Below are 13,003 nucleotides of genomic sequence, written 5' to 3' on the forward strand. Positions count from 1 at the left end.
ATGGTGACTGAACGATAAACTTTTTGCCACTTGTTGCTCAATAAGCTTGACCTTGAAGTTAACTCCAAGGTGTAAGCTGACGGCAGACCACAAAAAGGAGATAAAACTATGTGTACTAAACACCATGCTTGTCGTTCAAAATCATTAACGAAACCTATGTCTGGCCACCAAACAAGTTGCGCTGGAAGCCCTAAAATTGCGTCAATTCGTGCTGCCGACGTTGTGGCTTCATGTGGCGGTGATAGCTGCTGCAGTAGCGCTGAGGGCGGCGGAAGTTCCGATGAGGAGCCCGAGCGACGTCGAAACGCAGAGCTCTCATCACGTTTCCAACAAAGCTGGTTCATTGCGGGAATGGATTGTCCTTCCTGCGCGCAAAAAATTGAAAAAGCAGTCAAACAACTGAGTGATGTCACTCAGGTACACGTCACTTTTGCTACCCAGAAACTGGTCGTGGGTTTTAACCAAGAATCAACGGCACAACACATTGAAAAAGCCGTGGTGAATGGTGGTTTCACCTTAAGTTCAACGGGGGCGGCAGCTTCGGACGTAGAGTCCACGAAACCTTCGTTTTGGCACAATGAAAACGCACGAATTATTGGCATTGCAGCCTTGATGACGGTGGGGGTGATCGTCAACTCCGCTGAAATTAGCCGTTGGATTTTCACCATTACCTGTCTGTTAGGTTTATTACCGATCATTCAGCAAGCTTGGCGTCTGGCCAAATCGGGTTCTCCTTTCTCGATTGAAACCTTGATGTCGGTTGCGGCGATTGGCGCATTGTATTTAGGGGAAACCATAGAAGCAGCAATGGTTCTTCTCCTGTTTTTGATTGGTGAGCGCTTGGAAGCGTACGCCGCTTCACGCGCACGAAGCGGAGTGCAAGCCTTAATGGCTTTGGTGCCTGAAAATGCACTACGGATTGAAAATGGTCAGCGTATTACGGTGCCAGTCGCACAGTTACAACCGGGCGATGTTATCGAAGTGGCACCCGGTGGACGTTTGCCTGCAGATGGTCGCTTACTCGGCGCGGCAAGTCTTGATAACAGCGCACTGACTGGGGAATCTCTGCCCGTAGAACTTGGGTTAGGAGAGCGAGTTTCTGCTGGTTGTGTGGTGGTGGATAAAATCGTGCAGGTCGAAATTACCTCTAAACAAGGTGAAAACGCGATCGACCGTATTTTGCACATGATTGAAGAAGCGGAGTCACGTAAAGCACCGTTGGAGCGGTTCTTAGATAAATTCAGCCGTTGGTACACACCACTCATGATGGTGGTGGCTGTTGCGGTCATTACGATTCCGCCGCTGGCGTTTGGTGCCGATTGGCAAACGTGGATCTACCGAGGCTTGGCTTTGTTGTTGATTGCTTGTCCTTGTGCTCTGGTGATTTCAACGCCTGCGGCTATTACTTCAGGCTTAGCCTCTGCGGCACGTCGTGGCGCTTTGATTAAGGGCGGAGCCGCGTTAGAGCAGCTAGGTAAAATCGAAACCATAGCCTTTGATAAAACCGGTACGTTGACTGAAGGTAAGCCACAAGTGACGGATCTTATTGCCTATCAAGGGTGGAGCGAGAACCGCTTATTGGCTCAAGCGGCCGCGATAGAGATGGGTTCACATCATCCATTGGCTACATCACTGGTCGCGAAAGCACAAGCAACAGGTTGTGAGATCCCGAATGCGGAAGATAAAACCGCGCTTGTAGGGAGAGGTATTAGCGGAAGTATCGATGGTGTCACTTACCAAATTTTAGCGCCCAATCGGGTTGAAATCGCCTTACCTGAAACTGTGCGCCAACAGGTAGAACAGCTCGAAGCAGAAAGTAAAACGGTGGTGGTGATGCTAGAAGGGGAGAGCGCCGTAGGCGTGATCGCTTGGCAAGATACCTTGCGACAAGACGCTTGCCAAGCTGTTGAAGCACTGCAGAGAATTGGTGTGAAGGCGTTAATGCTAACGGGTGATAACGAACGCAGTGCTGCCGCCATGGGGCGCCAATTGAATATGGATTTTCGTGCGGGGTTACTACCGCAAGATAAAGTTAAATATATCCAGCAGTTAGCGCAGAATCAGCGTGTTGCTATGGTTGGCGATGGTATTAACGATGCACCGGCGATGAAAGAAGCCAGTATTGGTATTGCCATGGGCGGCGGTACGGATGTGGCGTTAGAAACAGCCGATGCGGCGCTAACCCACAACCGGTTGGTTGAGCTTGCCAGCATGATTGAACTGTCGCGAGCGACGTTGGCGATTATTCGCCAAAACGTTACTTTAGCATTAGGCCTAAAAGCCGTCTTTTTGGTTACGAGCTTACTTGGCATTACCGGGCTGTGGGTCGCTGTACTTGCGGACAGTGGTGCGACAGCATTGGTCACACTGAATGCGCTACGTTTGCTCCGATTTGGCTCTCGATCGTCGTCATGATCTCTCTTCCTATAGGGGACTGCTTTCGCTAGAGGCAATCGCTGCCTCTAGCAGGGGTAGGCAGTGACTAACTCGCTTGAGGATGACGGATTCTGCACTATGCTTTGCTGAGGCTGACGAAAGAGAGCAATGATCTGTATGTATTTGCAGCACAGATACAGGTTATTTGTGATGCAAATCGATTAATTGTGAAAGATTGATGCTTATTGCTTTGTTTGGTGTGATTGCTATCACTTAATCGGTTTGCCCTATCAGGTACATTAGTTTGGTACCCCAAATGATTAATGCGCTGAATAGACGCAATTGAAGGAGCCCCCTTATGACTAAAACTGTATTCCACCTTGGTGTGACTGAAGCAGATTTAAACGGTGCAACATTAGCGATTATCCCGGGCGATCCTGCTCGTGTACAAAAAATTGCTGAGCTGATGGATAACCCAGTTTTCCTCGCTAGCCATCGTGAATATACCGTGTACCGCGCAGAGCTGGATGGCCAGTCTGTTGTCGTTTGCTCAACGGGTATTGGTGGTCCTTCAACGTCGATTGCAGTAGAAGAGCTGGCACAATTGGGCGTACGTAGCTTCCTACGTGTTGGAACTACGGGCGCAATTCAACCTCATGTTAATGTGGGCGATATGATTGTCACTACGGGCTCTGTGCGTTTGGATGGTGCAAGTCTGCACTTCGCACCGATGGAATTCCCAGCGGTACCGGATTTTGATGTGGCGACAGCGATGAAAGCGGCTGCACAAGAAAGTGGTGCAACGGTGCACATGGGTATTACCGCTTCTTCTGATACCTTCTATCCAGGACAAGAGCGTTACGATACTTTCACTGGTCGTGTCGTGCGCCGTTTCCAAGGCTCGATGAAAGAGTGGCAAGAAATGGGTGTTCTGAACTTTGAAATGGAATCGGCAACGCTGCTGACCATGTGTGCTAGCTCAGGCTTGAAAGCGGGCTGTGTAGCGGGTGTAATTATTAACCGTACTCAGAAAGAGATTCCTGACCACGCCACGTTGAAAGAAACCGAAGCACGTTCTATCAAAGTTGTGGTAGAAGCTGCGCGTAAGATGCTGAAATAACGTACAGTCATTTCCCTCGATTAATGAAAAGCGCCACTTGATGTGGCGCTTTCTGTTTTTAGCTTTCTTTAAGCAATAACGAGTTGCGGTAAAGGCTGATAAAGGCTCTCTACTAAATCATTCAGCATATGGTCATACACCTGTGCGATCGTTGAAGAAAGTTCACTGCTTAATTGATAAAGCTCGTTGCTCTCCAAATTGAATTGGTTGTTATCGGTGATTTCGTTAAGTTGGCGCATTGCGGATGAACAGACGGGGGAGCCGAGTGTCAAAGGGCTAATCAGCGCTAGCTGATTGAGCTTACGTTGCATCAGTTCACAATAGTGTCTCAAGCGTAACGCATTGGTTTCATTGCGAGTATCTTCAATGCACAGACGCAGTTGAGTCAGTGTTTCCATCGCATCGAAAATTTGTTGCCAGTTCATATGGTACTCATCACTTAATTCTTCGCGTCCAGATTCTGCCAACCATGCCAACACCACATCATCCATCAAGTACATGCAGTGGCGGATCAACTTGCCATGCAGACGTTGATTTTTGCCTACACTGGCTTGCTGCCACTCGTTAAAGACTGTTTTTAATGAGTTTTGCAAAATACGGTATGAGGGCTTGTTATCAAAATGGGCAATTTGGATCAGTTGCTCAGATTTTTCCAGCAGCTGCCTTTCTAGCGCAGCCAGTGTACTAGGCTCACAAGAATTGACCTCGGTGTGATTGAGCGTTTGATGAGTCAGGCTGCGGTGTTGGCGGCACAGGGCTAGCACCTCGCGCAGGCAGATCAGCAACTCAAATTTACGTTGCTGCGTTGAATGCTTTTGTTGAGAAAGAGAATAAATGAAGCCAAGAATCGCCAATGATATCAGCATTGAAATCGTCACAAACATAGCCACCTCCGTGTTGGTATTAAATCGCCCCTTCGTGTTGCACTGAGCTTATGAAAAGGGATGTGTGGAGTATTGCAGTTTGAATGCCAGAAATTTAATGATTAAAAATCAACACCTTAAGAAAATAAGCTTCGATTTAATGCACATTTATGGGGCATGATGCGCGAAAAGTGTGAGCGACTTTAAATTTTTAAGCGCTTGTATCGTACATCGCGGCACTGTTATTTCAGGGAAAGGAGGCTACGAGTGGGTTGTTATGACAGGATTGGAATAAGAAAAAGCCTTTGCAATAGCAAAGGCTTCTAATACTCTCAAACTCGATGGCAATCGAAGAGAGATGAGAATTACATCACGCGCATACCGGCTTGAGCACCTTGATGTGGTTCAAGCAACCACAGGTCGCTACCACCAGGGCCTGCGGCGAGGATCATGCCTTCAGACATACCAAACTTCATCTTACGCGGTTTGAGGTTTGCTACGACGACAGTGTATTTACCAATCAAATCTTCTGGCTTGTAGGCTGATTTGATGCCAGAGAAGACTTGACGGGTTTCACCACCGATGTCGAGTTCAAACTTAAGTAACTTGTCTGATTTCTCGACCGCTTCACAAGAAAGAATCTTGGCAATACGCAGATCCACTTTCGCGAAATCATCGAACTCAATTTCAGCCGCTAGGGGATCTTTGCTCAGTTCAGTTTCTTCGATCTTTGGTTTTGCTGCATCTGCCGCGGCTTTTTCGGCTGCCGCTTCTGCTTTAGAGGCTTCAATCATGGCTTCAACGTGTTTCGGATCGATACGGTTGAACAGCGCTTTGAATGGCGTAACCGCATGATCCGTTAGCGGAGTTGCCACGCCTTCCCAAGTCAATTCTTGGTTAAGGAAAGCTTCAGTACGCTCTGCCAACGCAGGCATCACTGGCTTGAGGTAAGTCATCAGTACGCGGAATAGGTTAATGCCTACCGTACAGATGTCTTGCAGTGCTTGGTCTTGGCCTTCTTGTTTCGCGACAACCCAAGGGGCTTTTTCATCCACATACTGGTTGGCTTTATCTGCCAATGCAGTAATTTCACGGATGGCACGACCAAACTCACGCGCTTCAAACAGCTCAGCAATACGATCGGCTGCGCCAGCAAATTCAGCGTACAGCTCAGGCTCCGCAAAGTGTGCAGACAGCTTGCCATCAAAACGTTTAGTGATGAAACCTGCATTACGTGACGCAAGGTTAACGATCTTGTTCACCACGTCAGCATTCACCCGTTGGGTGAAGTCTTCGAGGTTCAAATCGAGATCATCAATGCGGTTATTCAGTTTTGCCGCGTAGTAGTAACGCAGACACTCTGGATCCAAGTGATTCAGGTAAGTGCTGGCTTTCACAAACGTACCTTTCGACTTAGACATTTTCGCGCCATTGACGGTCACATAACCATGCACAAACACGTTGGTCGGTTTACGGAAACCAGAGCCATCGAGCATGGCAGGCCAGAACAAGCTGTGGAAATAAACGATGTCTTTACCGATGAAATGGTAAAGCTCGGTTTTGCTGTCTTTATTCCAATATTCGTTAAAGTCCAAATCGCCACGCTTGTCGCACAGGTTTTTGAATGAACCCATGTAACCAATCGGGGCATCAAGCCATACGTAGAAGAATTTGTCTTTCTCGCCCGGGATTTCAAAACCAAAGTACGGTGCATCGCGGGAAATATCCCACTGCTGCAAGCCGCCTTCAAACCACTCTTGCATTTTGTTGGCGGTTTCTGATTGCAAAGAACCTGAACGTGTCCACTCTTTGAGCATGCTCTCAAACTGAGGCAGGTCGAAGAAGAAGTGCTCAGAATCTTTCATCACTGGCGTCGCACCAGAGACGGCGGATTTTGGATTGATCAGCTCAGTCGGGCTGTAAGTCTCACCACACGCGTCACAGTTGTCACCGTACTGGTCTTCTGATTTACATTTCGGGCAAGTGCCTTTTACGAAACGATCCGGCAGGAACAACTCTTTTTCAGGATCGAACAGCTGAGAAATGGTGCGGCTTGAAATAAAGCCGTTCTTTTTCAGTTGCAGATAGATGTGCGAAGCCAGCTCGCGGTTTTCATCGCTGTGCGTGCTGTGGTAGTTATCAAAGCTAATATCGAAGCCAGCAAAGTCGCGTTGGTGCTCTTCGCTCACCATCTCGATCATCGCTTCTGGTGACATACCCATTTGCTGTGCTTTCAGCATGATAGGTGTGCCGTGCGCGTCATCCGCACAGATAAAGTTGACTGTATTGCCACGCAGACGCTGATAACGAACCCAAATGTCAGCTTGGATATGCTCAAGCATATGACCAAGGTGGATTGAACCGTTCGCGTAAGGCAGGGCACAAGTTACCAGAAGTTTTCTTGGATCGTTTGCCATACTTAATATTCGCTTTTCTAGATAGGGACCAAATTGAAGCGATAATACTACCCTAAGCACGCAGTCACGCCAAGGCGCGCAACAGTTGATTCCCCTATCTTTTTCGGGGTTCAGTTGCTCTTTGAGCGGTGGTAGCATGGGCAAAAAAGGGGAAGTTATGCAATCTATTCAATCCAAACAGGATCTCTGCCGCTGGCTGAGCCAATTTTCGCATCCCGATTTAATTGCAGATTGGGCAATGTCACCGTCTGTCGTGACGATAACGGCAAATCAGCAAGTCACGATTCAACTGCCGTTTGCTGCGAACACTCTTATTAATGAATTGAGTGACTGGATCGCCAAACAGCAAGCCAGTGGAGCCGTTGCGCCTGTCACTTTTGACATTCAAGTTAAACCTCAAGCGCTGGAAACTCGCGTAAGTGCGGCAGTCAAAGGGGTGAAAAATATTATTGCGGTAACTTCAGGTAAAGGTGGCGTGGGTAAATCCACGACGGCGGTGAATCTTGCACTCGCAATTGCGAAATCAGGTGCCAAAGTCGGTCTATTAGACGCCGATATTTATGGCCCCTCAGTCCCGCTGATGCTCGGTAAAACCAAAGCTAAACCAGTAGTGCGTGACAATAAATGGATGCAGCCAATTGAGGCGCACGGCATTGCCACGCATTCGATTGGTTATTTGGTTGATGAGGCGGATGCTGCGATTTGGCGTGGGCCAATGGCATCCAAAGCGCTGGCGCAGTTACTCAATGAAACCGAGTGGCCGGATCTGGATTATCTGGTGATCGACATGCCTCCGGGCACGGGAGATATTCAGCTCACTCTCGCACAACAAATTCCAGTAACGGGCGCAGTGATTGTGACCACACCGCAGGACTTAGCACTGGCTGATGCCCGTAAAGGCGCGGCGATGTTTGCTAAAGTGGAGGTACCTGTGATTGGGCTGGTGGAGAACATGAGCTATCACATCTGTAGTCACTGCGGCGAAAAAGAACACATTTTTGGCGTGGGCGGAGCACAAACTCTTGCCGCGGAATTTGGTTTATCACTCTTGGCACAAATTCCTCTGCATATCGAAATGCGTGAGGATACGGATGCTGGCATTCCGACAGTTGTTGCACGCCCGAAGAGTGAACATACCCAACGTTATTTAGAACTTGCGCAGCGCGTGTGTGCTTCGCTGTTTTGGCAAGGAAAACCCAAACCGGAGAGCATTCAAATTCAGTGGGTTAATTAAAGCAGCATCCTGCTCTAACAGCCAGAGTGAATGTAATCGTTTGCTCTGGTTTAAACTTATCCATCCGACATTTCTTCGGCTGTTTTTGCACAATGCAAACTGGTATCGCGGTCACATTCTCCCTATAATCAGGCGGTTTACCTTAATTCCTCACAACCATGTTTCGGGTGCATAACCATGTCTGAGAATAATCAATGTGTCATCGTCGGTATTGCTGGCGCTTCTGCTTCTGGTAAAAGCCTTATTGCGAGCACGATTTATAACGAGCTACGCGCCAAAGTGGGTGACCATCAAATCGGTGTGATTACGGAAGATTGCTACTACAAAGATCAGAGTCATCTGAGCATGGAAGAACGTGTTAAAACCAACTACGACCACCCAAGTGCGCTAGACCACGATTTACTGTGCCAACATTTGCAAATGCTGGCGCGTGGTGAAGCGGTTGAAGTGCCAGAGTACAGCTATACTGAGCATACTCGTACGGACAAAACCACCACCATGACCCCGAAAAAAGTGATCATTCTGGAAGGTATTTTGCTCCTGACTGACCCACGTTTACGTGATTTGATGCACGCAACGGTATTTATGGATACACCGCTGGATATCTGTTTGTTACGCCGTGTGAAGCGTGATGTACAAGAGCGTGGTCGTACCATGGAATCTGTACTGAAGCAGTACCAAGAGACGGTGCGCCCTATGTTTATGCAATTTATTGAGCCGTCAAAACAGTACGCAGACATTATCGTGCCACGCGGTGGGAAAAACCGTATCGCGATTGATGTACTCAAAGCGCATATCGCAAAATTGCTCAAATCGTAATTTTGACCAGAGCTTTGCATCGGTTAGCTTTATTTTTACCAGTAGAAGTGGCACTTTAGGTGCCACTTTCTTTTTCTCGTCAAGCAAGGAAAAGCAGATGAAAAAACTGTTTATTTCTCTCCTCGGTCTGGTAGTGCTCTTTGTGGGTGCACTGCTTGCCTTAGTCTTGTTAGTTAACCCCAACCAATTTAAATCGCTGATCGTTGAACAAGCTAAAAAGCAAACCGGTTTGGATTTGGTGATAGAAGGGGATATCGGTTGGCAATTTTTCCCTTCTATTGGGTTTGAGTTAGGTAAAACCGAGCTGAAAAACCCGCAAGGTTTTGCTAGCCCAAACCTGTTTAAAGTTGAGAGTGTGGGTATTGATGTCTCAGTGATGCCACTGCTCGATAAACAGCTCAAAATCGGCAACATCCGTTTGGATGGTGCAGAATTCCATCTGGAAACGCTTAAAGATGGTCGCTCCAATTTGGATGCCTTGACACAAGCGCAACCCAAGCCGGCGTCCACACCAGCCACAACAGAACCTGTCCCCGCTTCTCAACCAAGTTCAAGCGAGCCTGCGGCGGCGTGGAGTATTGAATTAGGTGGTGTTTCTGTCTCTAATGCCGTTTTGGAAATCACGGATAAAAAAGTGGGTTCGCATACTAAGCTGTATGACGTTCAACTGAGCGTTGCTGAGTTTGTGCCATACAGCTGGACGAAAGCGACCTTTGCCGCGAAAGGCGATAAAGATCAGCAGAAGTTTGCCGCGCAAGGTGAAGCTGAAGTGCGCCTATCAGCAGACTTTAAGCAGTATGCGCTGCGTAACATTAATCTCGATGCGAGCTTTAGTGATCCAAGTAACCAAATTGATTCTGCGAAGTTGCAACTCGATACTTTTGAGTTTGATAAAGCCAATGCCTTGACCTTCTCTGTGGCGGGTAAAGCGGCAGAGATGAAGCTTAACGCGCAAGGTTCAGCCTCATTGATGGTCAATCAAGCGATCAGCAAAGTCGGCTTGGATGCACTGAAGCTACAAGCCGAACTGGAAGGGGCTGCGTTACCGCAATCACCGATGAAGTTAAGTTTAGACTCACAAATAGCTTTCGATTTGACACAAAACCATCTCAGTGTGCTGCTCAACAAATTGACGGCCAATGCGCTGAGTTTTGATGGCAAAGCGGATGTCACCCTCGCAGATATTCCGAAAGTGCGTTTCAACTTGCACAGCCCTGAGATTGACTTGGATGCCTTCTTAGGCACGAAAGCTCAAGAGTCACAAGCTACGCCTGCCAAGGACGCGGCTGCAACTTCCGCTTCTGCATCTGCGGTAAATGCACCAACAGAAGTGGAACCTGATCTGTCGGCTTTGAAAACCTTGGATGTTGTAGGCGAGATCAGCATCGACAAATTCAAAGCTAACAATGCGCATCTGCAAAACGTCAAAACCAGCTTTGTGGTTAATCGTGGTGTGGTGGATTTGAAATCTTTTACGGCGAATCTGTATCAAGGCTCTGTGCAAGCTAGCGCGCAAGTGGATGCACGTAAAACGCCCGCGACTTACAGTGTGAAAAAGCAGATTAAAGGAGTACAGGTTAAGCCTTTACTGAAAGATGTGCTGAACAACGAAATGCTAGAAGGCACAGGCAATATTGATGTGAATGTGCAAGGCCAGAGCTTAACACCAAGCGGCATCCAGAAAAATCTGGTTGGTACTGTGGCGATTAACTTTGCCGATGGTGCGGTAAGAGGGATTAACGTGGCGCACCTGATTCGTACCAACTACGCCAAAATCAAAGGCCAAAATGTCGAAGAAGCGGATGCGGTAAAGAAAACCGACTTTAGTGCGATGACGACGACGCTGAAACTCAATAAAGGTGAAGTAACGACCAACGATCTTAATATGCAATCGCCATTGCTGCGCATTCATGGTGAAGGTAAAGCCAATTACCTACAGCAAAATGTTGATTTTCTGGTGCGTACTTCGATTGTTGGAACCTTGGAAGGTCAGGGCGGTAAGAGTTTAGATGAGCTGCGCGATGTGACTATCCCAATCAATATTTCAGGTGCGTGGAGCGATCCGAAGTTCCGTTTGGTATTTGATGATGTACTCAAACAAAAAGCCAAGAAAGAAGTGGATCGCGGCGTGGAAAAACTGACCGATAAAATCAAAGATGAAGACACCAAAAAAGCAGTGGATGGGTTGCTAAAAGGTCTATTTAACTGATGGTTATGCATCGCTAATGAAACTAAAAAGGGCTGAATATCAGCCCTTTCTTATTGTATAGAGAAAACCCCCAGCTAGGCTGGGGTTCCGTAAAGCTTTCAGCTATAAGTCAGTTATAAAGCCCCTTTCAATTTGTTAAAACACTCTTGCGGTCTGGCAACTGCGAGAGTTAAACAGAAATTGAAAGGGGGTCCCAATGGGGGACGAAAAGAGCTTAGCGCACACGCGCTGGAACTGTAAATACCACATAGTCTTTGCACCGAAATATCGACGTCAGGTGTTCTACGGAGAAAAACGTAGAGCAGTGGGAGAAATATTGAGGAAACTATGTGAATGGAAAAATGTGAACATTCTTGAAGCAGAGTGCTGTTCGGATCATATCCACATGCTTTTAGAAATTCCGCCGAAAATGAGCGTTTCAGCTTTTATGGGGTACTTGAAAGGTAAAAGTAGCCTAATGCTTTATGAACGATTCGGAGATTTGAAATTTAAATATCGGAATCGGGAATTTTGGTGCCGAGGGTATTATGTAGATACGGTTGGTAAAAATACGACCAAGATACAGAACTACATAAAGCATCAGTTGGAGCAGGATAAAATGGGAGAGCAATTGTCGATCCCATATGCAGGAAGCCCGTTTACGGGCCGTAATTAATCGTCATATGCAAATGTCAGATCGTAATGCGCCTGTTAGGGTGCTGCTTGTAAGAAAGCCTTATAGGCGCATATGAAAAACCTCCGGCTATGCCGGAGGATATTTTTTTGATTTTTTTGAGTGTTTTACCAATCGACCCCTTTAAGGGCTTTCACGCCGGCTTCGAAAGCGTGCTTGATGTTTTTCACTTCAGAAACCGTATCGGCCATCTCAATCAAAGTGCGATGTGCACCACGCCCAGTGATGATCACCGATTGCATTTTCGGACGCTGATTGAGTGCTTCGACCACTTCCTCCAGTTCGATATAACCGTAGCTCACCATATAAGTGAGTTCATCAAACAGCACCACATCCAGCGATTCATCTTTTAACATGCGTTTGCAGTGTTGCCATACTTCTTGTGCCGCTGCGGTATCGCTGTCGCGGTTTTGAGTTTCCCAAGTAAAGCCAGTCGACATGACTTGAAATTCAACGCCGAGCTTTTCTAAAAGATTACGCTCGCCATTCTCCCAAGTGCCTTTGATAAACTGAGCCACCGCACACTGTTTACCGTGACCTACCGCGCGCGCAATGGTGCCAAAACCTGAGGTCGATTTTCCTTTACCATTGCCAGTAATAATCAGCAGTAACCCTTTTTCTTCTTGAGCGGCGGCAATTTTGGCATCCACTTGCTCTTTGACTTTTTGTTGACGAGCTTTGTGACGCTCTTGTTTGATTTCATCGCCGGACATGGCAAATCCTTTTTCAATCTGAAACTTGTCGCTATGATAGCCCAACTCGTCAGTAGCAAACACCAAACAAAAATAGGGATATAAGATGCAGAAGGTACTCGTGGTGTGCATGGGCAATATTTGCCGTTCTCCGACTGCGGAAGCGGTATTGCGTGCTAAAGCTGCACAACTCAAGGTTGATGTGGAAATCGATTCCGCAGGCACGATTGGATATCACCAAGGGAATCCACCGGATGCACGCTCAAAAGCGGCAGGAGAGAAGCGGGGATACTCATTTTCTGGCATCAAAGCGCGAAAGATCCGCGATGAAGATTTTGTGAAATTTGATTGGATTTTAGCCGCAGACCAAGAAAATTTAGCTGAGCTGAAAGCTCTTTGTCCCAAATCTTACCAACACAAGTTGTCACTGATGCTTAGCCACTGTGATTGCGGATATGACGAGATCCCCGACCCCTATTATGGTGGAGAGCAGGGGTTTGAGCGGGTGTTAGACTTAGTGGAAGCCGCGGCAGAGCAATTTTTACTGAAACTAAAACAACAAGGCCAGCATTAAGCTGGCCTTGAAATGCATCCATCGTT

10 protein-coding genes are annotated in these 13,003 nt (G+C 47.4%); 7 read left to right on the forward strand and 3 right to left on the reverse strand.

Features of this window, described 5'->3' with window-relative positions; all coding sequences use genetic code 11:
- Positions 1-108 precede the first annotated feature (108 nt).
- Both MKA69_RS08910 and udp read left to right on the forward strand, forming a co-directional pair.
- On the forward strand, positions 109-2,415 hold the full coding sequence (locus MKA69_RS08910; protein WP_305847863.1) for a zinc/cadmium/mercury/lead-transporting ATPase: 2,307 nt from the start codon (positions 109-111) through the stop codon (positions 2,413-2,415).
- A 319-nt stretch (positions 2,416-2,734) separates the two neighbouring features.
- On the forward strand, positions 2,735-3,496 hold the full coding sequence (gene udp, locus MKA69_RS08915) for a uridine phosphorylase (RefSeq protein WP_000169472.1): 762 nt from the start codon (positions 2,735-2,737) through the stop codon (positions 3,494-3,496).
- Positions 3,497-3,564: 68 nt separating this feature from the next.
- Here the strand turns inward: udp and MKA69_RS08920 are convergent, their stop codons facing one another.
- Entirely contained in the window at positions 3,565-4,380 is an 816-nt protein-coding gene (locus MKA69_RS08920; RefSeq protein WP_305847864.1) for a hypothetical protein, read from the reverse strand.
- Between the two features lie 344 nt (positions 4,381-4,724).
- The gene (gene metG / locus MKA69_RS08925; protein ID WP_305847865.1) at positions 4,725-6,776 is read right to left on the reverse strand and encodes a methionine--tRNA ligase; all 2,052 of its coding nucleotides are present in this window, start codon (positions 6,774-6,776) and stop codon (positions 4,725-4,727) included.
- Positions 6,777-6,933: 157 nt separating this feature from the next.
- Here metG and apbC point away from each other — a divergent pair, with 157 nt between their 5' ends.
- The 4 genes from apbC (at position 6,934) to tnpA (ending at position 11,693) form a co-directional block, all read left to right on the forward strand.
- Positions 6,934-8,010 (forward strand): iron-sulfur cluster carrier protein ApbC, encoded by a 1,077-nt coding sequence (gene apbC / locus MKA69_RS08930; RefSeq protein ID WP_305847866.1) that lies wholly within the window; start codon positions 6,934-6,936, stop codon positions 8,008-8,010.
- A 177-nt stretch (positions 8,011-8,187) separates the two neighbouring features.
- Entirely contained in the window at positions 8,188-8,829 is a 642-nt protein-coding gene (gene udk, locus MKA69_RS08935; RefSeq protein ID WP_001293735.1) for a uridine kinase, read from the forward strand.
- 97 nt (positions 8,830-8,926) lie between these two features.
- Positions 8,927-11,038 carry an AsmA family protein gene (locus MKA69_RS08940; protein ID WP_305847867.1) on the forward strand — a complete coding sequence of 704 codons (2,112 nt, stop codon included), beginning with the start codon at positions 8,927-8,929 and terminating at the stop codon, positions 11,036-11,038.
- Between the two features lie 196 nt (positions 11,039-11,234).
- Positions 11,235-11,693, forward strand: coding sequence for an IS200/IS605 family transposase (gene tnpA, locus MKA69_RS08945; RefSeq protein WP_055027481.1), 459 nt, complete (start codon positions 11,235-11,237; stop codon positions 11,691-11,693).
- 125 nt (positions 11,694-11,818) lie between these two features.
- On the opposite strand, the gene cobO is transcribed toward tnpA, so the two are convergent.
- The gene (cobO, locus tag MKA69_RS08950) at positions 11,819-12,535 is read right to left on the reverse strand and encodes a cob(I)yrinic acid a,c-diamide adenosyltransferase (protein ID WP_371131835.1); all 717 of its coding nucleotides are present in this window, start codon (positions 12,533-12,535) and stop codon (positions 11,819-11,821) included.
- On the opposite strand from cobO, the gene MKA69_RS08955 reads away from it, so the two are divergent.
- The gene (locus MKA69_RS08955; protein WP_176470622.1) at positions 12,534-12,977 is read left to right on the forward strand and encodes a low molecular weight protein-tyrosine-phosphatase; all 444 of its coding nucleotides are present in this window, start codon (positions 12,534-12,536) and stop codon (positions 12,975-12,977) included. The genes cobO and MKA69_RS08955 overlap by 2 nt on opposite strands.
- The last annotated feature ends 26 nt before the right edge of the window (positions 12,978-13,003 follow it).

The organism is Vibrio sp. AH4 (genome assembly GCF_030710545.1).
Taxonomy (GTDB): Bacteria; Pseudomonadota; Gammaproteobacteria; order Enterobacterales; family Vibrionaceae; genus Vibrio; species Vibrio metoecus.